The following is a 23,908-nucleotide window of genomic DNA, read 5'->3' as shown; positions in this document are numbered from 1 at the left end:
CAACCCGCGACTGTTAGTCCTCGACCTTGACACCGTGCCAGAACGCAACTCGCCCAGTGATCTGCTTGGCAGCGTCCTTGGGCGTGGGGTAATACCAGGCCGCATCGGCGTTCGTTTCGCCGTCGACGGTCACTGAGTAGTAGGACGCCGTGCCCTTCCAGGGACAGATGCTATGCGTATCGCTCTCCGACAAGACGCCGTCGGTCACTGAATCCAGCGGAAAGTAATGGTTTCCTTCGACTATCACGGTGTCGTCACTGGCGGCGATGACGGCCCCGTTCCAAAGCGCGCGTGGCATGAATTACCCCTCGGTAGTCCGACAGTTCTGCTTGCACAACGCTGGCCGGCCGCCGCCTCATTCCCGAACGTCAGAGGATTCCCGCATATCAGAGGCTCACCCGACAGGCTCACCCGACAGGCTCACTCGACGGGCCAGGTGTGAACAGGCTCGTTCGTGTGCATGTGTTCGACGTAAGTACGCAGCATCTGCCGGAGCGCACCGCGCCGGTCCGAGGGCTGGGTGTCGAGGTGGCGAACCATCCTCGCTTGCCATTCGGCACCGTTGACCTGGGTGATGCAGCGCTGTTCGATGATGCCGAGCAACCGTTCGCGCACCTCGTCCTCGACGTCCCACAATCGGAGACCGTCGTGTGCGAGCGGCAGCAGCCTGCGCAGGACGAGTTCAGTGGCCGGCACCTCCCCCAGACCGGGCCAGTACATCTGGGCATTGATGCCGTTCTTGGCGGCGGCGTTGAAGTTCTCCTCTGCGGCTGAGAATGACATTCGCGACCAGACCGGCCGATCTTCCTCGGACAGAACGCGCAGCAAACCGTAGTAGAACGCCGCGTTGGCCAAGACATCGACGACCGTCGGTCCCGCTGGGAGGACCCGGTTTTCGACCCGCAGGTGTGGTCGGTCGCGGTAGACGTCATACACCGGCCGGTTCCAGCGGTAGATCGTTCCGTTGTGCATTCGCAGCTCCTGCAGTCGCGGAACGCCCCCACGTTCGAGTACCTCGACTGGGTCTTCGTCATCGCAGATCGGCAGCAATGCCGGGAAGTATCGAACGTTCTCTTCGAACTGGTCGAAGATGGAGGTGATCCAGCGCTCACCGAACCATACGCGGGGGCGCACGCCCTGAGCCTTGAGCTCGTCCGGGCGGGTGTCGGTCGTCTGTTCGAAGAGCGCAATCCTGGTCTCGCGCCAGAGCTCCTTGCCGAACAGGAACGGCGAGTTCGCGCCCATGGCGAGCTGTACGCCTGCAATGCACTGAGCGGCGTTCCAGTTTGCGGCGTAATTGGCTGGGCTGACTTGCAGATGGAGTTGGACGGACGTGCATGCGGACTCGGGCGCGATCGTGTCTGCGTACAGCGAGAGGCGTTCGGGACCGTCAATCGCGATATGCAGATCTTCGCCGCGGGCAGCGAAAATCTGCTCGTTCAGCAGCGCGTAGCGGGGATTCGCGCTGAGCGCTGCGACCGTGAGGTCTTCGGGGTACAAGGTCGGCAGGATGCCGATCTGGACAATGTGCGCGCCCACCGTGACCGATCGTTGTTCGGCATCGTTGAGGCTGGCCCGGAGGTCGTGCTCGAGTTCGGCCAGGGAGGTCTCGGCCAGACCACGAGGTTTCACGTTGATCTCGATGTTGAACTGGCCGAGCTCGGTCTGAAAATCTTCGTTGGCGATGGCGGCGAGAACTTGTGCGTTCTTCATGGCGGGGTCCGAATGTGCATCGATCAGGTTGAACTCGATCTCAAGGCCGGTGAGTGGGCGCTCGAAGTCGAATTTGGACTCGGCCAACATCCGCGCCAGCACGTCCAAACATCGGCGAACCTTGGCGCGGTAGCGCTGCCTGTCCTTCCGCGTGAACTCCGTGCTGGCTACTTCTTCTCCCATGACGCCCTTTCCGGGTCTTCGGTGTGCTGTGGCCAGGATGCCGTGTTCGCGAGCCCATCGCCAGCACTCTTGTTGTACGGAGCACGCCAATTTTCGGGCCGGCCCTTCGGGCCGGAATACATGCAGCGCCGCCTGCGGGATGCAGTGTGGTCTGAACGCGGGAAAGATGTAGTCATGCAGGACACGCACGGGAATGCCAGCAGCCCCGCCGAGGCCGGCCCGGGTGTCACCGATACCAGCCCGGTCAAGCCTGCCGAGCCTGCGCAACCCCATGAGGAAAGTACGGTCACGGTGCTGCTGGCGCTCGCAGCCAACCTCGGCGTGGCGGTGCTGAAACTCATCGCAGGACTCGTCAGCGGCTCTGGAGCGCTGCTGTCTGAGGCCGCTCACTCGGTGGGCGATAGCTCAACTGAGCTTCTGCTGCTGACCGCGCTTCATCGGTCAGCTCGGCCCGCGGATCGTGTTCATCCGTTCGGATACGGCAAAGAGCGATACTTCTGGTCGCTGCTCGCCGCTGTCATGATTCTGGCGTCAGGCGCCGCATTCTCGATCTTCCAAGGGTTTCATACGATCTTCGGCCCGAACGAGTCAACTCATCTGCTGTGGATCAATTACCCAGTTCTCGCGATTGCCTTCGTGCTGGAGGGATTGTCGTTTCGCCAGGCAATCAAACAGGCCAAGGGCGCGGCTGGTCGCGGACGGCGCACGGTCCGCGCTTACATCCGAGACCCGGAGGATCCGACCGTCAAGAGCGTCGTGCTCGAGGATTCGGCCGCCTTGATCGGTCTGCTGATCGCGGCGGCGGGCGTAAGCCTGCATCAGATGACCGGAAACTCGGATTGGGACGGCGCCGCCTCGCTCGCGATCGGCGTGTTGCTGGTGGTTGCCGCGTTATTGCTTGCCCAGACGTGTAAGACTCTGCTGATCGGCAAGCAGGCCGATCTGCGACTCGTACGTGCGATCTCCGACCGGATCGAGGAACAGCCGGAGGTCGTCGATGTCGTGGACGTGCTCACCATGATGATCGGTACGGGCCAGGTTCTGCTGTGCGCGCGGGTGGATTTCGTCGACTCGGTGTCAGCTGGTGAGCTGGAGCGGGCCTGCGTTCGCATAGACGCCGACCTATCAGCGGAATTCAACGAGCTGGATGAGATTTTCATTCAACCTGTACCCCGATCGGATCCAAACCTGCGGGCTCGGGTGTTGCAGCGATACGGCAGGGTCTTGGCTGACGAACAAGATCGGACGGGCAACGACCGTTAGTCCGCCGGACTCTCGATGCCACCCACCTCACTGCCTTGCGTGCGCTGTGTCCACTGGCTGCGCTGTGACCGCACACGCGGCTAGAGTCGAATGATGGTTTCGTTGCCGCGCGCCGTTGATGTGGTGGTGATCGGCGGAGGTCCCAACGGTCTCGTCTCTGCAGCGCTACTCGCGGATGCGGGATGGTCGGTGCTCCTGCTCGAGGCGCAGGCTGAGCTCGGCGGTTCGGTCAAGTCGCAATCCTCCGACGGCTGGACGATGGATCGCTTCAGTGCCTGCTATCCATTGGCCAAAGCATCGCCGGTTCTGCGTGCGCTCGAGCTTCACGAGCACGGTCTGATCTGGGCAGACGCCAAGGCGGCACTGGCTCACGCACTTGGTCCTGACGATCATGAAGGCGCTGCGATCTACGCCGATCGCCTGCAGACAGCGGGTAATCTCGGTGCCGAATTCCAGTCCGACGCCGACACCTGGCTGGAATTGTGTGCGCAGTTCGACATCGTCGGCGGTGACTTTCTGGATGCTTTGCTCACCTCGTGGCCGCCGGTGAACTCCGCGCGCAGGTTGGTAAAGCGCCTTGGCGGCACAGCTGAATTCCTGCGGTTCGCCAGGTTTCTCGCACTACCTGCATACCGAATGGGCGAGGAGCTTTTCAAGGGCCAGCGTGGTCGGGCCCTGTTGTCCGGCAATGCCATGCATGCCGATTCGCCACTCGACGCCCCCGTGAGTGGCACCATGGGTTGGCTCATGTCGATGCTGGCGCAGAGCGTTGGCTTTCCGTCGCCGGTCGGTGGCGCGGCACAACTGACCGCAGCGCTTGCCAGCCGCGCCCGGGCCGCCGGGGCCGAATTGGTGACGGCGGAACCGGTGGTCGGCGTCGATGTCCGCGGTGGCAAGGCAGTCGGCGTCCGGACAGCTAGCGGTCAGCGCATCTTCGCCGCCAAGGCGGTGATCGCCGATACCTCAGCGACCGCGTTGTATCGAGACCTGCTACACGAGGCTGACCTGCCAGCCAGTCTGCTCGCCGATCTCGAGAAGTTCCAGTGGGACCTGCCGACGGTCAAGGTGAACTATCGGTTGAGCCACACGCCTGCGTGGACAGCGGTCAATGCCCGTACCGCGGGGGTCGTTCACGCAGGTGGGGACGCGGCGAAGCTGGTGCGCTGGTCGGCCGACCTCACGACCGGAGCGATACCCGAAGTACCGTTCGCGCTGGTCGGACAGATGACGCAGATTGATCCGACAAGGTCTCCGACCGGCACCGAGGCCATGTGGGCCTATACACACTTGCCCCGCGGGATACACGATGACGAGTCGGCGGAGCTGGTGGCGGCTCGACTGGATCGCATGATCGAACAGCATGCGCCTGGTTTCACCGAGGAAATCATCGATAGGCAGATACAGACGCCGCGCGATCTCGAGGCGGAAAATGCAAACCTCGTTGGCGGGGCCGTTGGTGGCGGCACGAGCCAACTTTTTCAGCAATTGGTGTTCCGTCCGGTACCAGGCGTCGGGGGTGCGCGGACGGTTGTCGACAACCTCTATCTCGGCAGCGCGGCAATCCATCCCGGCGGTGGCGTGCATGGGGCATGCGGCGCCTTGGCAGCACGCGCTGCCATCGCCGACAACGCTCGTCTGGGCGGTCTGCGCAAGCGAGCGGCGTCTGGTGTGATCGACAGAATCTATCGCGCCGAGAAGGCCGTATAGACCGCAGCCATATCTTCGTCGCCGTGCCCGGCCTGGCTGGCCTTGCGGTACGTCGAAAGGAGCGCCTCGAGCACTGTGCTGTCAACGCCTACCTCCTCAGCCGCGGCCGTGATCAAGCCGAGGTCCTTCAAGACGCCGTCCAAGGCGAAAGATGGGCTGAATTCCCCGGCCAGCATCTGCTCTGCCTTGAGCTGGGCGTACTGCGAATCGCTGGGGCCGCCGCTGATAGCAGTCAGGAACAGCTTGGGATCGATACCTAGACCGGCGGCGAGGGCAAGTGACTGGGCAGTGGCCGCGTTGATGGCGGCGACCCAGGCGTTGCAGGCCAACTTCAGCGCGCTGCTCTGCCCCACGCGGTCGCCCGCCCATACCGTTTTGCTGCCGATCGCGTCGAGGACAGTCTGAACCGCGGGAACCAGTTGGGGATCACCGGATAGCAACAACACGAGTTTGCCCTGTTCTGCTGGGCCTTTCGTCCCTAACACCGGTGCATCCAAAAGCTTCAGTCCAAGGTCTGCGGCCAAGGCTGCGACTCGTTCGATCCCGGCCAGCCCGATGGTCGCGCACTGCAACCAGACGGCGCGATCGTCGATCGCATCCGCCGCTTCGGTCACCACGTCAATCACGGCGTCTGCGTCGTAGAGCATCGTGATGATGGCGTCTGCACCGCTGACAGCCTCGCGAGGGGTATGGCAAAAGACCGCACCTGCCGACACGAGCCGCTCGGCTTTCGCAGGCGTTCGATTCCATGCCCTGACCGCGAGATCCGCTCTGAGCAGTGATGTCACGATGCCCGCACCCATGATGCCGGTTCCGAGTACCGCGACCGTCCGTACTTCACCAAGGTTTTCCACCGGGAACCTCCAGCAGAATCATAAGCTCGCGGGACCAACTCGCGACCATATTGGCGGCGCAGAGCAGGACTTTTCCGACCCGGACTGACCTACTGGCACACTTCAAGGACACCCGCTCGCGTGAGGGCAATAGAAAGGGTTCTGACATGCCTGCCGATGAGACTGATCTTGTCGCTCGCCAGTCCACGACGAAACGACCGGAGCGTGCGGAACCTCATGAGTGAGCGTGGCCAGGCCGAGTGCTGGCTCACCGACATGGACGGTGTCCTCGTCCATGAAGGGTTCGCCCTTCCAGGGGCGGTTGAATTCCTGCAGCGGCTCATCGACCGTGAGCGGCGGTTTCTGGTCCTGACGAACAACTCGATCTTCACCCCGCGCGATCTGGCAGCTCGGCTTGCTCGGTCGGGGCTGAACGTGCCTGAGAAGTCCATCTGGACTTCGGCTCTGGCGACCGCCGACTTTCTGAAAGACCAGTTACCACATGGCTCTGCCTACGTGATCGGCGAAGCGGGACTGACCACGGCCTTGTATGAAGCCGGCTACACCTTGACGGACATCGAACCGGACTTCGTGGTGCTCGGTGAGACACGCACGTATTCGTTCGAGGCAATCACGACGGCGATTCGCCTTATCGACAAAGGCGCAAGGTTCATCGCAACGAACCCGGACGCCACTGGGCCATCTGCGGATGGGCCGCTACCTGCCACCGGCTCGGTCGCAGCGCTGATAACCCGTGCCACCGGTGCTGAGCCCTACTTCGTGGGCAAGCCGAACCCGATGATGTTTCGCAGCGCAATGAATCGCATAGAGGCGCATTCGGAAAACACCGTCATGGTCGGCGACCGGATGGACACCGATGTCGTGGCTGGCATCGAAGCTGGCTTGGAGACAATCTTGGTGCTGACTGGGTCAACCAAGGAGGCCGACGTGCGTCGCTACCCTTACCGCCCGGCACGAATCCTGAACTCGATCGCCGAGGCGGTAGACCTGATCTGACGGAATCGAAATAGTGTGCGACGGTGGGCGGTTCGCTACGACGGACCGCCCACCGGCACGTGAGCGCGGCTAGCTGCGGAAAACGTCCTTGACCTTTTCGCCCGCCTGCTTCAGGTTCGACTTCGCCTGATCGCCGTGTCCCTCAGCTTCGAGCTGTTCATCGTCGGTGGCCTTGCCCACACCTTCTTTGACCTTGCCCTTGGCTTCTTCGGCTTTGTTCTTGATCTTGTCGTCCAGTCCCATGGTGCGTCCTTGGAGTATTCGCGTGCACGCGCTCGCGACCTTCCCGTCGTCAGGAGCCACAGCGTCAGGGGCCACAACCGTACGAGCGACAAAAGTTCTTCGGTGCGCCCTTGATCGGGAGCCCAACGCCTCGATGGCTAGCAGACGGGAAGCAGATACGGCTTCTTGTTGAGCCACTTTCGACCGTACACCCCGTTCGGTCGCCGAGCGTCGGTAGCGCTGGTCGGCGACCGCCGATGGCTACCGCGAATCGCTGTGGCCCCGCTAGAACTGGGCCGAGGACCCCCTCGACCGTTCCGGCGTCTCATGCCGACGAGCGACCGTGTTTCAGTGGCCGGATCCCGAATGCCGCCAAGGGCTCGGGCGGGCCGATCAGATACCCCTGGGCCTGTGTGCAACCCAGGGAACGTAGCGCGGTGAGCTGGGACTGCGTTTCAACGCCCTCCGCGACCGTGACCACGCCGAGTTCCTGACAGAGGGCGATGACACGTCGGACGATAGCGGTGGCGCTGCGATCGAGGCCGATCGGTGAGATGAAGCTGCGATCGATCTTGACGATGCTCACCGGCAGATCTCGTAAAAGGGTGAGGGACGAATACCCGGTGCCGAAATCGTCGAGCGCCACCTCGACGCCGAGATCGGCGACGCCTCGTACTTCTTTGATGGACGCGGTCGATGCTTCGATCAAGGCGGTTTCGGTTATCTCCACATGCAATTGTTCTGGGGGCAGTCCGGATTCGGCAAGAACTCGTTCGATGTTCGGCACGAGCAGGCCACGCCCGAGCTGACTGCCGGAAACGTTGACCGCGACCCATCGCGTTCCGCCGTCGGAGAAGTCACGGCGCATCATCGCGCGGTTGCTTGCCTCGAGCATCCACCATCCGATCGGCACGATCAGGCCGGTTTTTTCAGCGAGCGGGAGAAATTGATCTGGCTCGAGCAATCCCCGGCTGGGATGCAGCCACCTGACCAACGCCTCATAGCCGGCAATGCTGCTGTCCGACAGATTGATGATCGGCTGGAAGTACGGGATCAAACCGGTATTGGTATTGAGTGACACCCGCAACGCTTCCTCGAGCTCCAGGTCTTCGAGGGTTGCCGGCTTGTCCTGGGTCGGGTCAAACACCTCAACCCGCGCGCGTCCGTGTCGCTTCGCGCGCAACATCGCCTGGTCTGCCTCGCGCAGCACCTCGTCCGCGTGACGGTGTTGCGGTCTGATCGCCGTGACACCGACCGACATGCTCACCGTGTGCGAATAGCCGCGAACGAGGAGCGGGGTGACGAACGCCGACATCAGCAGTTCGCCAGCACGCTCGAGCGCCTGCGGGTCCGATTCATTCGGCACGATAACCGCGAATTCGTCGCCACCAACGCGACCAAGTAGCCAGCTCTCGGGCACCGCCGCGCTCAGTCGGGCGGTGACCGCGATCAATAGCTCATCGCCGGCCTCGTGCCCCAGGCTGTCGTTGACTGTTTTGAAGCGGTCCAGATCGACGAACAGCACGCCCGCGCTCATACCGCGGCCGAGATAATTGTTGAGGCGGCCTTCTAGCTGGGAACGATTCGGCAGTGCTGTTAGTGGATCATGGCTTGCCCGACGGGCGAGTTCGGCCTCCGCCAATTTGCGATCGGTGATATCGGTCAATTGGCTGATGATGCTGCGAATTCCGCCCGACTCGTCGCGGATCACCCCGACGTGCAGGACGGCCCACACCAGATGGCCATCGGCGTGGAGATATCGCTTCTCCATGACGTAGGAATCGCGCTGTCCGTCCAGCACTTCGTAGAACAGCCGCAGGTCCGAATCAATGTCATCAGGATGGGTGATGGCGACGAATTCCACGCCCTCGAGCTCGTCTCGGGGGTAGCCCAGCATCGCCAGAAACGTGTCGTTCGCTCGTACGATTCGCCCGTCGACATCGACGATCGCGGCGCCCGTCGGCCCCCGGTCGAAGGTGAGCTGCCAGCGTTGTTCGGCATCCTCGCGGCGGTCCTCGGATTCTTGCCTGGCGCGTGAGTCAGCGATCGCGATCGCGGCTTGGGCCGCGAACAGTTCGAGAATTGTCCGCTGCTCGAGGTCGGGTAGTTTGCCGCCGCGGGGCTGGTCGACGCTGAGTACCCCGAGCAAGCGACCCGTCGGATCCCACATAGGCGCCAGTAGCGAATCGTTCGGGTGCCAAGCCTGTTCATCGGTCTGCGGTTCGGCTGCGGGTCGCCGTTCGGGCGTCCATGAAGAGATGCCGCTCCAGGCCGTTTGGTCGGCGGTGTGACTGAGAAAGCGCAGGTTTCCCCAGGGCTCGGCCGATTCCAACAGGTCGAGCCAGAACTTCAAGGCTCCAGTTTCACCCAGTAGTTGTTTCACTTCGGCCGGTCCGGCGACAGCCGCAACTCGCAACTGATCGCCCGGTCCCGTCACATTGATCGCGACTGCGCCGAATCCGACGACGTCGACGATGGCGCGAGTGATCATGTCCAACGTGGGTTGCAGCTCACGTGCCGCGCCCAACTCTCGGACGACGTCGAGAACGCGTTCCAGCACAGAGCGTCGCACGCTACCGACGGACGGAGTGGACTCCACATCGTGAATAATCACACAGCTTGACCGCAGCAACCAGTTAGAACCGCCGTTACGGTTTAATTCGCAGAGATTTTGGATCGTACGGTGGCCTTTGCGTCAGCCTGACACTGCGCATTTCGCCACCGACGTTGACCGTATAGTCCGATCCGTTCAGGTCGGCGGCGGTGACGGGCTGACCATCAGGACGCCACCGGTAGGCCAGCCCGATGCAACTGCCCACGGTCGCGCCCCAGGCCGCGGACGAGACCTGGCCAACCGGTATCCCTTGGTGTAGCAGCAATTCGCTGCCCCACATCGTCGCGTCCGGGTCATCGACCACGAATGAGGTGAGGCGGCGTGAGGATCCGATCGTTTGGCGCTGCTCGAGCGCCTGCCGGCCGAGAAAGTCGATCTCTCCGCTCAACTTGGTAGCAAACTTCAGACCGGCTTCGATCGGGTTGTAATCCGGGGTGAGATCGCTGCCGAAGGCACGATATCCCTTCTCCAGACGTAGGGCGTTTATCGCGTAGTAGCCAGCATTGGCGAGGCCGAATTCGACTCCCGCCGCGGTGAGCGCCTCATGGACCCCGACCGCGAATTCGGCTGGAACGTAGAGCTCCCAGCCGAGCTCGCCCACGTAGGTGATGCGGGTGGCCCGCACAGTGCAGTAACCGAGGTCTATCTCGCGGCTTGTTCCGAATCCGAAGGCGTCCTCGCTCAAATCTGATCGACTGAGCTGCTGGAGTAAGAGCCGTGAGCTCGGTCCCATAAGCCCCAGGACCGCGTAACTGGTCGTCACGTCAACGACGGCAGCATTGGTGCCCGGCGGGAAATTGCGACGCAGATGATCGCGGTCTGCCACGACTGAGCCAGCGCCGGTGATCAGCAGAAACTCTTCTCGAGAGATGCGGGTGATCGTTACATCGGCCTCATAGCCGCCGCGAGCATTGAGTAGGCCGGTGTACACAGTTCGGCCGATCGGCACAGCCACATCTGCGGCACACACCCATTGCAAAGCACGTTCGGCATCGGGACCGATGACGAGGAGCTTTCCGAAGGAGGTCTGATCAAACAGCGCGACGGCATTCCTGCTAGCCAGTTGTTCTTGAACGCACCACTCGTGCCAGTTCTGCCGACCCCAACCGTAGTGGATCTCTGGGTCCTCCCCAGCTGGGACGAAGAAGTTCGGACGTTCCCAGCCCATCTTGGAGCCGAAGCTTGCTCCAGCCGCCTCGAGCAGGTGGTGTACTGGCGAGCGCCGAAATGGTCGGCCAGATTCGAGCTCACGGTTGGGCCACGGCACCGCGTAGTGCAATCCCAGCACTTCACCGACCCGATCGCGCAACCATTGGACGTTGCCGTGAAAACCGGCGAACCGCCGGATGTCAACGACCGTCAGATCGCTGGTCGGCGATCCGTTCACGACCCATTCGGCCAAGGCCCGCCCGGCGCCCCCCGCCGAGGCAATGCCGACCGAGTTGAAGCCGGCCGCTACGTAGAAATTCTCGACCTCGGGCGCCGCGCCGAGAATGAATTGATTGTCTGGGGTGAAGCTTTCCGGACCGTTGTAGAACTTCTTGATCCCGGTATGCCGGAGCGCGGGAATGCGGTGCAAGGCACTTTCCATCAAGGTCGAAAAGTGATCCCAGTCTTCGGCGAGCAGCTGGAACTCGAAGGGATAGGGCAGCTCATCCGGTGATACCCAGGGTTTCGCGTGGGGCTCGAAGCCTCCGACGACGAGCCCGCCAACCTCCTCCTTGATGTAGGTATAACCGTCCGGATCGCGCAAGATCGGCTGGTTTCGGGTTACTCCCTCGACTTGGTCTGTGACGACGTAGAAGTGCTCAGCCGAATGCAAAGGCACCGTCACGCCGCACATCGCGCCGATCGCTTTAGCCCATTGGCCAGCGCAGTTGATGACAATCTCAGCCTCGATGTGCCGCCTTTCACCGCGATGCTCGACCGTCACGGCTCGCACGACCGGTCGCCAGTTTGACGGTCCGGTCTCGACCGCGGTCACTCGGGCGCTTTCCACAATTGTGGCGCCAGCCTGGCGAGCCCCCCGAGCAAGTGCGGCGGTCAGGTCGGTCGGGTTTGCTGTGCCGTCGCCCGGCAACCAGATCGCTCCGAGCAGGTCGTCTGCGTGAAGCAGGGGATAGAGCTCTTTTGCAAGGTGCGGACTGATGATCTCGCATTCCAGCCCGTAGGCCTCCGCCGTAGCCGCCGTTCTCCGGAGCTGGATCATCCGCTCTTCGGTCCGGGCGACCGTGACACCGCCGCAGCGTTTGTAGCCGGTGCTCAATCCCACCTCCTCCTCGAGGCGGCTGTAAAGCTCGGCTGAGTACTGGACGAGCCTGGTGCCGCTCTCTGACGCCCGCAACTGGCCGACGAGGCCAGCGGCGTGCCAGGTGGTGCCGCAGGACAGTTGCCCCTGCTCGAGCAGAAGTACGTCCGTCCAGCCAAGCCTGGTCAGGTGATATGCCACCGATGTTCCGATCACGCCGCCGCCGATGATGACAACGCGGGCGCGTTCGGGGAGCTCACGCTTGTCCGGGCTTTGATCAGCTGCCGAGTTGGTCGCTTGGTCGCTTGGGTGCATCACGCGGTGCCGGACCTTTCACCGTGGCTCGTCGGGCGAGGCTCGGCACCATTGCATCATGGGAGCTCTAAAAGGTCTAGACAGACTCTCGACTACGTCTGAGGCCAGGGCGCCGGCCGCGCGCATCGCTTCGGTTAGCGAAAAACCACGGTCTTCGATCCGTTCAGCAATACGCGGTGCTCCGCATGCGCCTGCACAGCTCGGGCCAGCGCAACCGATTCCACATCGCGTCCGACCGCCATCAGCCGAGCGGGGGAGTGGGCGTGATCGACCCGGGCGATCTCCTGCTCGATGATCGGTCCCTCATCGAGGCTGGCGGTCACGTAGTGAGCGGTTGCGCCGATGAGCTTCACGCCGCGTTCGTAAGCCTGTTGATAGGGCCTCGCGCCTTTGAAGCTGGGGAGGAAGGAGTGATGGATGTTGATGATCCTTCCGCTGAGTTCACGGCAGACCCGGTCGGAAAGAACCTGCATGTAGCGGGCCAACACCACCAGGTCGACCTCGTATCGCTTGGTCAGCTGGAGCAGCGCACGTTCTTGCTCGTCGCGATTTGCTGCAGTGACTGGCAAATGGTGAAAAGGCACGCCATGCGCGCGCGCCATCGGCTCGAAGTCGGTGTGGTTTGAAACCACTGCCTTTATTGTCGTGGGCAAGGCACCAAGCTGCGAGCGGTAGAGCAGGTCGTTGAGGCAATGGCCGAACTTCGAGACCATGACCAGGGTCTGACATCGCTGCTCCGCGTCATAGAGCTGCCAGTCCATCCCGTACCCGTCCGCGACCGGGCCAAAGGACTCTCGAAGTAGCTGGGTCGTGATGCCTTCCCGGGCGGCGAAGTGCACTCGCATGAAGAAGCGACCGGTGTCCGGGTCGCCGAATTGTTGACTGTCGATGATGTTGCATTCGGCAGCTGCGAGATAGCCGGTCACTGAGTGCACGATGCCCACCCTGTCCTGACAGGACAGGGTCAGTACATGATCGTTCACGGGGTGGTCCTCACTCGGGCGATTCGACCTCACGAGCCTAGGTGGGTGGCGGCGGCGGCCATCGAACGCCCTCCCGACGATCCGCCCAACGCCTCCCCGACGACCGAGCTTGACCGGCCTCGGGGGGATCTCTTTGGTGCTCGCAGCCCGTTCATGCAAGGCTGTTGCTATGTCAGCCGACGAAAAGAAGACCGCAGCATCCGACACCGAGCAGGACTCGACGACGTCGGGCGCAGTCGATGATGTGAAGGCGCGCTTCCGTGAGGCACTGGCCAAGAAGCAGGGCCAACAAGCCGACGGCGTCGGATCCACCGGGCCAGCGGGGTCCAAGATCCACGAGGCGCATAACCGTGCCGGTGCAAAGCGCCAGTTTCGCCGCAAGAGCGGTGGCTGACCGGATTCCGGCCGCGACTAGCGTTTAGGTGGCCTCATAGGTCACAATATTCACGTACGTATCACCGCACTCGTTCGATGCGCAGCGCTTGGGGAAGACGTTGCCGTCGAGATGCGGAGGTGCGCGATGTCTGCTGCTCATGTGGCGTCATCCACGAAGGGCGTGGTGTTCATACACTGCTGCCCTTCTGCGATCGGTCCCCACGTCGAGTGGGCGTTGGCCGGCGTACTAGGCCGTCCGTGCCGTCTCGAGTGGACGGCGCAGGCCGCATCTCCAGGTCAGTTGCGCGCCGAGGCGACCTGGATAGGTCCGGTCGGTATGGGCAGCAAACTCGCGGCGGCTCTGCGCGCCTGGCCGATGCTGAGGTTCGAGATCACCGAACAGGGCACCGCCGCCTCCGACGGTGAGCGACTCGCTTATGTTCCGGGCCGAGGGTTTCACCGCAGCGCCGTCTCGGCAAACGGCGATATCGTCGTCGGAGAGGAGCGGCTTCGTTCGCTGCTCGCTCGCGCTCGGTCGACCGAGGAGTTTGCTCACGGGTTGCACGAGCTCCTCGGGTCATCGTGGGACGCCGAGCTCGAGCCGTATCGACTTGCCGGCGACAACTCGCCGGTCACGCTGTTCCACAAGGTCGTCTAGGTTCCACAAGGTCGTCTAGGTTCCACAAGGTCGTCTAGCGAAGTCCTCGCCGATGTTGGTCGAAGTCGACCACCGCGGTCACAGCGGAATGTTGCCGTGAGCTCCGCGCGCCGCTGGGATGGCCGCGAGGGCGCTGGCAATCCGAGACCGTGTCGTTGCAGGGTCGATCACTTCGTCGACCACGCCGATCTCCATCGCCCGTCCTACGCCACCTGCGATCCGCTCGTGTTCGGCCGCGAGCTGGGCATGTAGGGCTTCGCGCTCACCGAGCGGTGCGGCCGCCAGCTTCTTGCGGTGCAGAATGCCTACCGCAGCCGTGGCGCCCATGACGGCGACTTCGGCACCAGGCCACGCCCACACCACGTTCGACCCTAGCGAGCGGGCGTTCATCGCGATGTAAGCACCGCCGAAGGCCTTCCTGGTCACGAGGGTCAGTCGGGGGACCACCGACTCGCCGAAGGCGTGCAGAAGCTTTGCGCCGCGTCGAACCACGCCGTCCCATTCCTGGCCCACCCCGGGAAGGTAGCCAGGCACATCCACCAGGACGACCAGCGGCACGCCGAGCGCGTCGCACATTCGGACGAAGCGGGCGGCCTTCTCGGCGCTCGGCGAATCCAGGCAGCCACCGAGCCGCAGTGGATTATTGGCAATAACACCGATGGTCCGACCGGCGAGCCTGCCCAGACCGGTCACGATGTTCGGAGCCCATCTGCTGTGCAGCTCGAAGAAGCTGCCTTCGTCGAGTAGGCCATCGATGAGCGGATGAACGTCGTAGGCGCGCTTGCGACTCTCGGGCAGCAGCGAGCCGAGGTCAGGATCTTCGCCAAGGCCTTCGAGGTCGAAGGAACCTTGCGCTGCTAGCAGATCGGTCAACCGGCGCGCTTCGCTCAGCGCGCTCGAATCGTCTTCGGTGACAACGTGAACGACACCACTGCGCCGACCGTGGGTGTCGGGGCCACCGAGCGACTCCATATCGACGCTCTCGCCGGTGACGCTACGGACTACATCGGGTCCGGTGACGAACACCCGGCCAGCGTTGGACATGATGACCAGGTCGGTGAGCGCTGGTCCGTAGGCGGCACCACCTGCGGCCGGACCGAGTACGACGGAAATTTGCGGCACTTTTCCAGATGCAGTGATCATGGCTTGAAACACCAGCCCGACGGCATCGAGCGCCTCGACGCCCTCTGCCAGTCGCGCACCACCGGAGTGCCAGACGCCGATCACCGGCAACTGTTCGGCCAAGGCAAGGGCATAGGCCGCCACAATGTGCTTGCAGCCTGCTGAGCCCATGGCTCCGCCCATCTTGAGGGCATCTGTGCAGAAAGCCACCACGGCCGTGCCATGAATGGTTCCGCGGACTGCATAGAGACCGGAGTCATCACGTTCATGCAGCGGGGTGAGGCTGCCGGCGTCGAGCAACAGGTTGAGCCTGACCTCGACGTCGCGGGGATCGATTTCCCCTGATGCGATAGCGGCATTCTTCGGGTCGAGCGCGCTGACGGGATTGTTGGGATTGGCGGTTGCGGCGGTCATTTCACTCCTCGTCGAGTCGCTGCTCATCGGCTCACTGGTCGGCAGCCCACTAGGTGTCGGCACACTCCGTCGATGTAGGTCAGAGCTTGTGGAAGACGAGCGTCGCGTTGTGGCCGCCGAACCCGAAGGAGTTGTTCAATGCGGCCGGGACGACCACCTTGCGGGCCTGTCGTGGCACATCGACCTTGAGTCCGTCCTCGGCATCGTCGAGATTGATGGTGGGCGGGACGATGTCGTTCTGGACGCTGAGAACGGTTGCAATCGCTTCGACGGCGCCGGCCGCACCGAGCAGGTGTCCGGTCATGGACTTTGTCCCGGCGACGATCGTCTGCTCGCCCAGTAGCGCTGCGACCCAGGTCGCTTCGGCCATGTCGCCGGCTGGTGTTGAAGTCGCGTGCGCGTTCACGTGCACGATGTCGGAATAGGCGATTCCCGATCGCTCGATTGCGATCTTGGCCGCTCGGGCTTGGCCGCTTCCTTCGGGATCAGGTTGCACGATGTCATGTGAATCAGCCGTCATCGCCGCGCCGCCGAGAATTGCGTATGGCTCGCGTCCCCGGGCCTTGGCGTGCGAAAGCCGCTCGAGGACGAGGATGCCGGAGCCTTCACCGAGGACGAAGCCATCCCGGTTCTTGTCGTAGGGACGAGACGCCCGTTCGGGATCATCGTTGCGCGTGGACATCGCTCGCATCTGGGCAAAGCCGGTGATGGTCAAGGGATGGATGCAAGCCTCGGTGCCGCCCACAACCACGATGTCCGCCCGGCCGAGCTGAATCAGATCCAGCCCGTAGGCGATGGCTTCCGCGCCGGAGGCACAAGCACTCACTGGTGTGTGTACCCCGGCTCGGGCACCGATCTGCAAACCGACGTAGGCCGCCGGGCCGTTGGGCATGTTCATCGGAATCATCAACGGTGAGACCCGGCTGGGGCCCTTCTCGTGCAAGATGTCGTGCTGATTCATCAAGCTCGTGACGCCGCCGATGCCGGTGCCGATCACCACCGCCACCCTGGTTGGGTCGATACCGTTTTCTTCGGTTGTTCCCTTGAATCCAGCGTCTTCCCAGGCCTGGGCGGCCGCGACCAGCGCTGCCTGCTCCGAGCGATCGAGCCGACGTGCCTGAACTCTGGGCAGGATCTCAGTTGGGTCTACCGCCATCTGCGCGGCGATCCGAACGGCAAGAGGTTCGGCCCAGTCCTGGGTCAATTTCCCGACGCCCGACTTGCCGGCGAGCAGGTTCGCCCAGAAGGTCGGTACGTCACCCCCGAGCGGAGTGGTCGCGCCGAGTCCGGTCACCACCACCGGATCCACGGTGCTTGCCAGGGCCTCGGTCATATCTCGCTTCCTCTGCGCTCGGGGGTGTACACATGCTGCCGATCTATCGCGGCTGATCTATCCCGGCTGATCCGTCTCGGGTCAGCCGAGAGGGGTCAGCTCGGGTTGGACTCGATGTAGGAGACTGCGTCGCCGACCGTCTTGAGTTTGGGCAGTTCCTCGTCCGGGATCTTGACGCCGAACTTTTCCTCGGCTGCCATTGCCACCTCGACCATGGACAGCGAGTCGACGTCCAAGTCATCGGTGAAGGTCTTGTCGATGGTCACGTCGTCGGGCGCCACGTCGGCGACCTCGTTCAGGATCTCAGCAAGTCCGGCCAGGATCTCTTCGGTTGATGCCACTGCTGTCTACCTCTCTGCATCGGACTGATCGTCCGGAGTAATTCATCCAGAACCCGGACGGGCTCGGACGCCATACGGTATTGCCCCGCGCTGCAAAAAGCGGTCTGATTTGCGAAATCTGTCTCGGACGCTGCCGCGGTTCGGTTCCCATTGCTGCGACGGCTACCGCTCATCGGTTCTCGCTCACCGCCAGCGTCAGGGCGCCAGGATGACCTGCGCTGCGTAGGTGAGCCCGGCGCCGAACCCGATCAGCAGCACGGGTGCGCCGCTGGCTATTTCGCCACGCTCGAGCATCTTCGACAACGCAAGCGGAATCGACGCCGATGAGGTATTGCCGGAGGTGACGATGTCTCGTGCTACCGCCGCGTTGTCGGCGCCGAGTTTCTTTGCGATCAGGTCGATGATCCGCAGGTTCGCCTGGTGCGGTACGAAGCCTGCGAGATCTGAGGGCTGCAACCCGGCAGCGACGCAGGCCTGTTGCGCTATCGCACCCATCTGCGACGTTGCCCACCGAAATACCGTCTGACCTTCTTGACGAAGCGTGGCCGATTCCGGATCGGTAATGATGGCATCGGCATTCTCGCCGTCAGATCCCCATACCACCGGTCCGATACCGGTGGTATCGCTGGCCGTCACCACAGCCGCGCCGGCCCCATCGGCGAAGATGATGCCGGTGCTGCGATCGAACAAGTCGACGTAGTCGGTGAGCTTTTCCGATCCGATCACAAGCACATTGCGAGCCTGGCCGGCGATGATCGCATTCGACGCCGAGGTAACGGCGTAGACGAACCCGGCGCAGGCAGCGTTGAGATCGTAAGCGCCTGGCGCCTGAATCCCGAGGCGGGCGGCCAGCGTTGCGGCGCCACCCGGTACCTGCTGTTTACCGGTGCAGGTCGCCAGGATGATCAGGTCGATATCTGAGGCGCCGATACCGGAGTTGGCGAGCGCCTTACTTGCTGCGACTTCGGCCATGTCGAGCATGGTTTCGTCCATCGCGAATCGTCTTTCGGCGATACCGACTCGACTCTGAATCCACTCGTCGTTGGTATCGACTCCACGTGCCATGATGTCGGCATTCGTCACCACCGTCGGTGGTTGGTAGTGGCCGAATCCAGCGATACGGGTACCTGTCGGACGGTGCGAGGCGGTCAACTCCGCCACGTCACGCGTCCGTTCCGGTGGACAACCGCGCGACCGGCAAGCCGGCGCCGACGATGTCACCGTCGTACTTGAGCCATTCTGCAAGGACACCGGAAGCGGGGGCTACCACCGCGAACTCGTCGCGGTTGGTTCGGATGGTGCCGATCCGGGTACCGCCGACGATCGGGACGCCTTCGTCCATGCCGTACGTCCGCGTGAAGATGCCCTTGGTGGGCGTGATCACGACTCGCACGTCCGGGGTGTGCTGGCGTTGACCGTGCTGTGAGCGACTGTCGATTGATGCTTGGGCCTTGGCGAGGTCATCCGGGGTCTTCACCGCGAACAGTTCGACATCGGGCAGCTCACGCTTGGCAATACCGGTAAGAGCACCCGCCGGCGGGAGTTCGATGGCAGTGCCGATTTCTAGCGCGCGCAGGGTGCTCAGGCACAGGTCCCAGCGCACCGTCCGGGTAACCTGCGCCACCAAGCGGGCCAGTACTGTGCGGCCGTCAGCGACGGCAGTTCCATCTGCGTTCGACAGCAGAATCTCGCTCGGGTCCCGCGGCGTGAGCTCGGCAGCGATCGCGCGAAGGTTCTTCTCGGCGGCACTCATGTAGTTCGTGTGGAAGGCGCCTGCAACCTGCAAAGGGCGGACCCTGACACCAGCGGGCGGGTTCTCTATCAGCCTCGCGATCGCCTCAACCGGACCTGCGGCCACGATCTGCCCGGCGCCGTTTCGGTTGGCCGGCGTGCAGCCGGCCGCGTTGATGGCAGCGACCACCTCGTCCGGATCGCCGCCGAGTACCGCGGCCATCGAGGTTGGCGTCGCCGCACAGGCGGCGGCCATCTCTGCACCACGGCGGGCGGCAAAGGAGATGGCTTGGTAGCTGGTCAGGCTGCCGGCGACAGCCGCGGCCGTCACCTCACCGATGCTGTGCCCGGCGGTGACGATCTCGCCGAACTTGAGCTGCGAGACGGCGACCAGGCCGAGAGTCACGATGAGTGGCTGAGTGACTGCGGTGTCCTTGATCTCGTCCGCGCTCGCCGTCGTGCCAAGGCGGATGAGGTCGAGGCCGGCAATTTCGGAGAACTGCGCGACCTGTTCGGCTACGCCGTCGAGTTCGAGCCACGGCGACAGCATGCCTGGAGTCTGGGATCCCTGACCGGGAGCGAGGATGGCGATCACACTATGAACGGTGCCCTGTCGTGACTGTCTGCGGCGATCACGGCACGCACAGTCTTCAAAGATCTTGTTTGTAGAGATCCCACAACAGCCCCGGAACGCCTGGCGTCCGTAAGCGATTACAGTGTGAGGTTTCCGCCATAATTGGGTACGTGTGTGGAATACGGCCTCGGAGGCTGCGAACTCAATTTACGTCGGCGGAATGCTCCGCTAACCGGCCGAGCGTAATCGCCAGCTGGATGATAAACGCTCCGCGCGCCTCGGTCGGCGCGTGCCCGCAAAGATCGGCGACCCGACGCAATCGATAACGAACAGTGTTGGTGTGCACGAACAGCGAGCGCGCTGTCGTCTCCAGTGCGCGGCCGCTGTCGAGGTAGCTCACCACCGTCTCGAGCAGTACGTTTCCGGCCTCCGACAGCGGCCGGTAGACGGTGGCGATCAGCTCTGCGCGGGCCAAGGGGTCGCCGGCAATCGCCCGTTCTGCCAGCAGGTCCTCGGCCGTCACCGGGCGGGGGGCCGTCGGCCAGCCGACAACAGCTCGAAGCGCACTCAGAGCCATCAAGGTCACTGCGGGAGCACCCGACATCTGCGGAGCGGTCCCGCCGATGACGACCGGTCCGTCGGCGAATTCTTCGAGGACCGACTGCGCGGCTACGTTCGGGTCACTGACTCCGCCGAGGACGACCAGCAGCCGACCGCCGTGGACGCCGGCGAGCACGTCGTAGCCGGCCCGGCGCGCTGCGCGGTGGACAGCCTCTATCGCGTCAGTCGGTTCCCGGCCCGCAGGCGGCGAACCGGCGATCGCGGTTACCGCACCTTCGCCACGCCAACCCAACGCAGCCATTTGGCTGACTGGCGATTGTTCGGCGCCGTCGCCAACTCCTGACCCCACTCCGCGGACCAGCTCATCGATCACGAGGGCCTCTAGCCGGGCGTCCCACGAGCCGCGCGTCTCGGCGGCACTTGCATAGACGCGGGCCGCAGCGAAGGCGATTTCCCTGGAGAACCGGAGCACTGCGTCCTCTACTGCGTCCTCGTCGCCGGGGTCAGCCAAGCTTGGAACCTGTTCTTCAACAACGGCAATCGTCAGTTGAACGAGCTCTACGGTCTGTTGCAGCGAGACCCGTCGGGCCAGCTCTCTGGGTGCGGTGCCGAACACCTCGCCGGTAAGCCGCAACGCGTCGTCGGGGGATCGAAGCCATTCGACGAATGAGGCGATGCCAGCTTGGGCAACGAGGGTGACCCACGACCGCTGATCCGCCGGCAGCCGTCGGAACCAGGCCAACTCCTCGTCCATCCGCGCGACGCTGCGAGTCGCCAGCGAGCCGGAGGATTGTTCGATCCGGTGAATTGTTGCCGGACTCGGGGTGACCTTCACGTGCGCAGCCTAGCCATCCCGAATCGTGTAACGCTCGGCACCACTACGGTGCCGAGCGTTACACAATCCGGCTTTTGGCCGGGCCGTGGACGAATAGAGTTGTGAACGTGACAGCCAAGGGGTACAGCACCGACGTTCGCCTGGCCGGTGATCGACAGAGAACCCGGACCAGCTGGTTGGACTCGGCGCACTCGTTTTCATTCGGGCATGCTTACGACCCCGAGAACACCCATTTCGGATTCCTGCTGGTTAACAACGAGGACGTAGTCGCACCGTCATCGGGTTTTGACACCCATCCGCATCGGGATATGGAGATCGTGACCTGGGTCATCAGCGGGTCGCTCGTGCATCAGGATTCCGAAGGCAACAACGGTTTGATCTATCCGGGATTGGCACAACGGATGAGTGCGGGATCGGGCATTCTGCATTCGGAAAAGAATGACGGCCAGAGCAGCGCGCATTTCGTCCAGATGTGGGTCCTACCGGACGAGGCCGGGATCGAGCCGGGCTACGAGCAGCTCGATATAAGCGACCGTCTCGCCGGGTCGTCGCTGGTGCCGGTAGCCTCTGGGCTCGCCGGGCACCGGGACGAGACCGCGATCCGGATTCAGCAGCGTCAGGCCGGCCTATCGGTTGCCCGGCTGGCCGATACTGCAACGGTCACCTTGCCCTCGGCGCCGTATGTTCACGTGTTCGTCGCGCACGGTTCCGTGGCCGTAGAGGGTATATCGACTGGCCTCGACGGCGAGGCGGTAGCACTCCAAGCCGGCGATGCGGTTCGGCTCAGCAACGCCGACGGACAGCGAGTCACGGCGATCGGCCCGGCAGAGCTTCTGGTGTGGGAGATGCACGGCGCAGTTGGCTGAGTCAGACAACCTCGGAGTACGACGACATAGGCTTACCGAGTGACCGCGTCGCATCTGGAACTCGACACCGACGAATCAGCCGATGCGCTGACGGCACTGGTCGCCCGCGTCGCTGACGGCGAGGTTGTCGTTCTCAGCGGCGCCGGGATTTCGACCGAATCAGGAATTCCTGACTATCGCGGGCCAAGCGGGCGGGCGCGGCCGGCGACACCGATGACGTACCAAGACTTCGTCGGTAGCAGCCAAGCGCGGCAACGCTACTGGGCACGTAGCCACCTCGGTTGGCGCAACATTGCTCGCGCCGACCCAAACGACGGACACCGGGCCGTCGCCGCACTTCAACGGGACGGCCTGCTCTCGGGGATCATTACCCAGAATGTCGATGGTCTGCATCAAGCGGCAGGCGCCCGAGACGTGATCGAACTGCACGGTGCCCTTGATCGAGTGATCTGCCTGCACTGCGGTCAGTTGACTTCCCGGGACGACCTCGATCGTCGACTTTCCGAGGCTAACCGCGGCTGGCTTGGTCGCTTTGCCGCCACAGACCAGATCAAGCCGGACGGAGATGTCGACCTGGCGCAGGATCAGATCGATGGATTTGTTGTCGTCGAATGCTTGAACTGTGGGATCGGGCCGCTCAAACCAGATGTCGTGTTCTTCGGCGAGAACGTCCCTCCCGACCGGGTTGCGGCGTGCTACCAATTGGTCGCCGGCAGCCGTCTGCTCCTCGTCCTCGGTTCCTCGCTGACCGTGGCCTCGGGATTTCGATTCGTCCGCCGAGCTGCCACGCTGGGCGTTCCAGTGGCGATCATCAATCAAGGTCCCACTCGGGGCGACTCGCTCGCCGCGGTCCGCATCGACGCGCCGTTGGGACCGACCCTGACCGCGGTTACTGCTGTGGCTGGTTCGGCCACGGGCTGAGCAGCGACCCTGTACAGAGGTCACTGCTTGCCCGACCTCAGTCACGAGCGCTGTGACCATGTGAAGTTCGACCATTTGAAGTTCGACCATGTGAAGGTTCGACCAATCGAAGGTGGGCACTAATGAAGTCAGTACAACTTGGTGAGCTGACGGTCTCGGCGCAGGGTCTGGGCTGCATGGGGATGAGCGAGTTCTATGGCACGACGAATTGGGACGACTCGATCGCAACGATTCAGCGAGCTCTCGAACTCGGCATTACCTTCATCGATACCGCCGACGTCTACGGTTCGGGCCACAACGAGGTGCTCGTTGGCCGCGCCCTGCATGATCGTCGTGATCAGGTGCAATTGGCGACCAAATTCGGGATCGATCGATCAGGTGGTGGTCGCGCGCCCGTTATTCGAGGCGAAGCCGGCTACGTCAAGCGGGCCGCCGAGTCATCGTTGCTCAGGCTCGGAACAGATCACATCGACCTGTATTACCTGCATCGCCCGCCGCAGACGGCAGAGATCGAAGAAACAGTCGGTGCGATGGCTGAATTGGTCACCGAAGGCAAGGTTCGCTACCTCGGGCTGTCGGAAGTCGACGGCGAGTTGTTGCGCCGAGCCCACGCAGTGCACCCGATCAGTGCGGTGCAGAGCGAGTACTCGCTGTGGACCCGCGATCCGGAGAAAATAACGCCGGTTATGGCGGAGCTCGGCGTCGGCTTGGTGCCGTACTCGCCACTCGGTCGTGGATTTTTGACCGGGACGCTGGACGTCAACGCCTTCGGGGCGCAGGACATGCGAGTGCGGAGTCCACGATTCAAGGGTGAGGCTGGCGAGGCGAACCAGGCCATCGTCCGAGCCGTACAGGCGGTGGCGCAACGGCGCGGAGCCACGGCCTCGCAGGTCGCGTTGGCTTGGGTGGCAGCACAATCAGACCGACTAGGCGTGGCGATAGCACCCATCCCGGGGACCAAGCGGATCAAGTGGCTCGAGCAGAACGCGGCGGCCGTTGATCTCGAATTGAGCGGTGACGATCTGGCCGAGCTCGACCCATTGGCTGATCGGGTCGTGGGCGGGCGTTACTGACGCCCT

Annotated in this window: 21 protein-coding genes; 8 read left to right on the top strand and 13 right to left on the bottom strand. The window is 63.2% G+C overall.

Features of this window, described 5'->3' with window-relative positions; translation table 11 throughout:
* Window positions 1-13: 13 nt before the first annotated feature.
* Together ACSMXN_RS16775 and ACSMXN_RS16770 are read right to left on the bottom strand one after the other, a co-directional pair.
* The gene (locus ACSMXN_RS16775) at window positions 14-298 is read right to left on the bottom strand and encodes a DUF427 domain-containing protein (protein WP_022914761.1); all 285 of its coding nucleotides are present in this window, start codon (window positions 296-298) and stop codon (window positions 14-16) included.
* Window positions 299-420: 122 nt separating this feature from the next.
* Window positions 421-1,896: a glutamate-cysteine ligase family protein gene (locus ACSMXN_RS16770; RefSeq protein WP_022914762.1), complete on the bottom strand. Its 1,476-nt coding sequence runs from the start codon at window positions 1,894-1,896 to the stop codon at window positions 421-423.
* Between the two features lie 174 nt (window positions 1,897-2,070).
* Between ACSMXN_RS16770 and ACSMXN_RS16765 the strand changes: the two genes are divergently transcribed.
* Window positions 2,071-3,159, top strand: coding sequence for a cation diffusion facilitator family transporter (locus ACSMXN_RS16765; RefSeq protein ID WP_022914763.1), 1,089 nt, complete (start codon window positions 2,071-2,073; stop codon window positions 3,157-3,159).
* A gap of 93 nt (window positions 3,160-3,252) precedes the next feature.
* A complete protein-coding gene (locus tag ACSMXN_RS16760; protein ID WP_022914764.1) occupies window positions 3,253-4,866 on the top strand; it encodes a phytoene desaturase family protein in 1,614 nt (537 codons plus the stop codon).
* On the opposite strand, the gene ACSMXN_RS16755 is transcribed toward ACSMXN_RS16760, so the two are convergent.
* The gene (locus ACSMXN_RS16755; protein WP_022914765.1) at window positions 4,842-5,720 is read right to left on the bottom strand and encodes an NAD(P)-dependent oxidoreductase; all 879 of its coding nucleotides are present in this window, start codon (window positions 5,718-5,720) and stop codon (window positions 4,842-4,844) included. The two genes, ACSMXN_RS16760 and ACSMXN_RS16755, sit on opposite strands and share 25 nt — an antisense overlap.
* Window positions 5,721-5,936: 216 nt before the next feature.
* On the opposite strand from ACSMXN_RS16755, the gene ACSMXN_RS16750 reads away from it, so the two are divergent.
* Entirely contained in the window at window positions 5,937-6,716 is a 780-nt protein-coding gene (locus ACSMXN_RS16750) for an HAD-IIA family hydrolase (protein WP_027139793.1), read from the top strand.
* 69 nt (window positions 6,717-6,785) lie between these two features.
* Here ACSMXN_RS16750 and ACSMXN_RS16745 read toward each other — a convergent pair whose 3' ends face one another.
* The 4 genes from ACSMXN_RS16745 to purU all read right to left on the bottom strand — a co-directional run bounded on the left by ACSMXN_RS16745 (window position 6,786) and on the right by purU (window position 13,098).
* Complete coding sequence (locus ACSMXN_RS16745) at window positions 6,786-6,959, bottom strand: CsbD family protein (RefSeq protein ID WP_022914767.1); 174 nt, start codon at window positions 6,957-6,959, stop codon at window positions 6,786-6,788.
* Between the two features lie 304 nt (window positions 6,960-7,263).
* On the bottom strand, window positions 7,264-9,537 hold the full coding sequence (locus ACSMXN_RS16740) for a GGDEF domain-containing phosphodiesterase (RefSeq protein ID WP_155958494.1): 2,274 nt from the start codon (window positions 9,535-9,537) through the stop codon (window positions 7,264-7,266).
* Between the two features lie 49 nt (window positions 9,538-9,586).
* Window positions 9,587-12,115, bottom strand: a complete 2,529-nt coding sequence (locus ACSMXN_RS16735) for a GcvT family protein (protein WP_022914769.1) — start codon at window positions 12,113-12,115, stop codon at window positions 9,587-9,589.
* Between the two features lie 134 nt (window positions 12,116-12,249).
* Window positions 12,250-13,098 (bottom strand): formyltetrahydrofolate deformylase, encoded by an 849-nt coding sequence (gene purU / locus ACSMXN_RS16730; protein WP_022914770.1) that lies wholly within the window; start codon window positions 13,096-13,098, stop codon window positions 12,250-12,252.
* 169 nt (window positions 13,099-13,267) lie between these two features.
* Here purU and ACSMXN_RS16725 point away from each other — a divergent pair, with 169 nt between their 5' ends.
* The gene (locus tag ACSMXN_RS16725; protein WP_022914771.1) at window positions 13,268-13,492 is read left to right on the top strand and encodes a DUF5302 domain-containing protein; all 225 of its coding nucleotides are present in this window, start codon (window positions 13,268-13,270) and stop codon (window positions 13,490-13,492) included.
* A 126-nt stretch (window positions 13,493-13,618) separates the two neighbouring features.
* Window positions 13,619-14,131 carry a DUF3145 domain-containing protein gene (locus ACSMXN_RS16720; protein WP_022914772.1) on the top strand — a complete coding sequence of 171 codons (513 nt, stop codon included), beginning with the start codon at window positions 13,619-13,621 and terminating at the stop codon, window positions 14,129-14,131.
* Between the two features lie 78 nt (window positions 14,132-14,209).
* Here ACSMXN_RS16720 and ACSMXN_RS16715 read toward each other — a convergent pair whose 3' ends face one another.
* The 6 genes from ACSMXN_RS16715 to ACSMXN_RS16690 form a co-directional block, all read right to left on the bottom strand.
* On the bottom strand, window positions 14,210-15,667 hold the full coding sequence (locus tag ACSMXN_RS16715; protein WP_022914773.1) for a carboxyl transferase domain-containing protein: 1,458 nt from the start codon (window positions 15,665-15,667) through the stop codon (window positions 14,210-14,212).
* Window positions 15,668-15,746: 79 nt separating this feature from the next.
* Window positions 15,747-17,000, bottom strand: a complete 1,254-nt coding sequence (locus ACSMXN_RS16710) for a beta-ketoacyl-[acyl-carrier-protein] synthase II (protein WP_022914774.1) — start codon at window positions 16,998-17,000, stop codon at window positions 15,747-15,749.
* A 95-nt stretch (window positions 17,001-17,095) separates the two neighbouring features.
* Entirely contained in the window at window positions 17,096-17,341 is a 246-nt protein-coding gene (locus ACSMXN_RS16705; protein WP_022914775.1) for an acyl carrier protein, read from the bottom strand.
* A 195-nt stretch (window positions 17,342-17,536) separates the two neighbouring features.
* On the bottom strand, window positions 17,537-18,493 hold the full coding sequence (locus ACSMXN_RS16700; RefSeq protein ID WP_035944411.1) for a beta-ketoacyl-ACP synthase III: 957 nt from the start codon (window positions 18,491-18,493) through the stop codon (window positions 17,537-17,539).
* A 10-nt stretch (window positions 18,494-18,503) separates the two neighbouring features.
* Window positions 18,504-19,667 carry an acyltransferase domain-containing protein gene (locus ACSMXN_RS16695; RefSeq protein ID WP_022914777.1) on the bottom strand — a complete coding sequence of 388 codons (1,164 nt, stop codon included), beginning with the start codon at window positions 19,665-19,667 and terminating at the stop codon, window positions 18,504-18,506.
* 181 nt (window positions 19,668-19,848) lie between these two features.
* Window positions 19,849-21,042: a helix-turn-helix domain-containing protein gene (locus ACSMXN_RS16690; RefSeq protein ID WP_022914778.1), complete on the bottom strand. Its 1,194-nt coding sequence runs from the start codon at window positions 21,040-21,042 to the stop codon at window positions 19,849-19,851.
* A gap of 107 nt (window positions 21,043-21,149) precedes the next feature.
* Between ACSMXN_RS16690 and ACSMXN_RS16685 the strand changes: the two genes are divergently transcribed.
* The 3 genes from ACSMXN_RS16685 to ACSMXN_RS16675 all read left to right on the top strand — a co-directional run bounded on the left by ACSMXN_RS16685 (window position 21,150) and on the right by ACSMXN_RS16675 (window position 23,902).
* Window positions 21,150-21,908 carry a pirin family protein gene (locus tag ACSMXN_RS16685; RefSeq protein ID WP_035944412.1) on the top strand — a complete coding sequence of 253 codons (759 nt, stop codon included), beginning with the start codon at window positions 21,150-21,152 and terminating at the stop codon, window positions 21,906-21,908.
* 39 nt (window positions 21,909-21,947) lie between these two features.
* Window positions 21,948-22,829 (top strand): NAD-dependent protein deacetylase, encoded by an 882-nt coding sequence (locus ACSMXN_RS16680; RefSeq protein ID WP_022914780.1) that lies wholly within the window; start codon window positions 21,948-21,950, stop codon window positions 22,827-22,829.
* A 122-nt stretch (window positions 22,830-22,951) separates the two neighbouring features.
* On the top strand, window positions 22,952-23,902 hold the full coding sequence (locus ACSMXN_RS16675) for an aldo/keto reductase (protein ID WP_022914781.1): 951 nt from the start codon (window positions 22,952-22,954) through the stop codon (window positions 23,900-23,902).
* Window positions 23,903-23,908 lie beyond the last annotated feature (6 nt).

This window comes from Parajatrophihabitans canadensis (assembly GCF_053764775.1).
This window is presented reverse-complemented; position numbering and strand designations above follow the sequence as displayed.

Bases quoted from the DNA above. Each gene is read 5' to 3' on its own strand.
- ACSMXN_RS16775 (WP_022914761.1), bottom strand. From the start codon at position 298: ATGCCACGCGCGCTTTGGAACGGGGCCGTCATCGCCGCCAGTGACGAC.
- ACSMXN_RS16770 (WP_022914762.1), bottom strand. From the start codon at position 1,896: ATGGGAGAAGAAGTAGCCAGCACGGAGTTCACGCGGAAGGACAGGCAG.
- ACSMXN_RS16765 (WP_022914763.1), top strand. From the start codon at position 2,071: ATGCAGGACACGCACGGGAATGCCAGCAGCCCCGCCGAGGCCGGCCCG.
- ACSMXN_RS16760 (WP_022914764.1), top strand. From the start codon at position 3,253: ATGGTTTCGTTGCCGCGCGCCGTTGATGTGGTGGTGATCGGCGGAGGT.
- ACSMXN_RS16750 (WP_027139793.1), top strand. From the start codon at position 5,937: ATGAGTGAGCGTGGCCAGGCCGAGTGCTGGCTCACCGACATGGACGGT.
- ACSMXN_RS16745 (WP_022914767.1), bottom strand. From the start codon at position 6,959: ATGGGACTGGACGACAAGATCAAGAACAAAGCCGAAGAAGCCAAGGGC.
- ACSMXN_RS16735 (WP_022914769.1), bottom strand. From the start codon at position 12,115: ATGCACCCAAGCGACCAAGCGACCAACTCGGCAGCTGATCAAAGCCCG.
- ACSMXN_RS16725 (WP_022914771.1), top strand. From the start codon at position 13,268: ATGTCAGCCGACGAAAAGAAGACCGCAGCATCCGACACCGAGCAGGAC.
- ACSMXN_RS16720 (WP_022914772.1), top strand. From the start codon at position 13,619: ATGTCTGCTGCTCATGTGGCGTCATCCACGAAGGGCGTGGTGTTCATA.
- ACSMXN_RS16715 (WP_022914773.1), bottom strand. From the start codon at position 15,667: ATGACCGCCGCAACCGCCAATCCCAACAATCCCGTCAGCGCGCTCGAC.
- ACSMXN_RS16710 (WP_022914774.1), bottom strand. From the start codon at position 17,000: ATGACCGAGGCCCTGGCAAGCACCGTGGATCCGGTGGTGGTGACCGGA.
- ACSMXN_RS16675 (WP_022914781.1), top strand. From the start codon at position 22,952: ATGAAGTCAGTACAACTTGGTGAGCTGACGGTCTCGGCGCAGGGTCTG.